Source organism: Treponema sp. R8-4-B8, assembly GCF_054786175.1.
In genome coordinates this window covers 1-283 of sequence record NZ_BDHE01000477.1, presented here as the reverse complement: position 1 = coordinate 283, position 283 = coordinate 1, and the positions used below count along the sequence as shown (strand labels likewise).

Annotated in this window: 1 protein-coding gene; it reads right to left on the bottom strand. The window is 37.8% G+C overall.

Annotated elements, in window-relative coordinates; genetic code table 11:
• Nucleotides 1-89: 89 nt before the first annotated feature.
• Nucleotides 90-242, bottom strand: a complete 153-nt coding sequence (locus ACYVRA_RS09315; protein ID WP_461252419.1) for a hypothetical protein — start codon at nucleotides 240-242, stop codon at nucleotides 90-92.
• Nucleotides 243-283 lie beyond the last annotated feature (41 nt).

The window sequence follows — 283 nt, the reverse complement described above, 5'->3', positions numbered from 1 at the left end:
TATTTTCTTTCCCCGTTTTTATCAAGATAGGAAAAGCCGCTCGTTGTATCATGGATGGAAGTGGGAATATTCCCGAATAGCGGCATTTCCTATCTTGATAAAAACGGGGAAAGAAAATATTTTATGCTGATGAGCAAGTTGCTCATCAGCATAAAATATTTTCTTTCCCCGTTTTTATCAAGATAGGAAAAGCCGCTCGTTGTATCATGGATGGAAGTGGGAATATTCCCGAATAGCGGCATTTCCTATCTTGATAAAAACGGGGAAAGAAAATATTTTATGC

Excerpts from the sequence above, each read along its gene's own strand:
- ACYVRA_RS09315 (WP_461252419.1), bottom strand. The coding sequence starts at position 242 with ATGCCGCTATTCGGGAATATTCCCACTTCCATCCATGATACAACGAGC.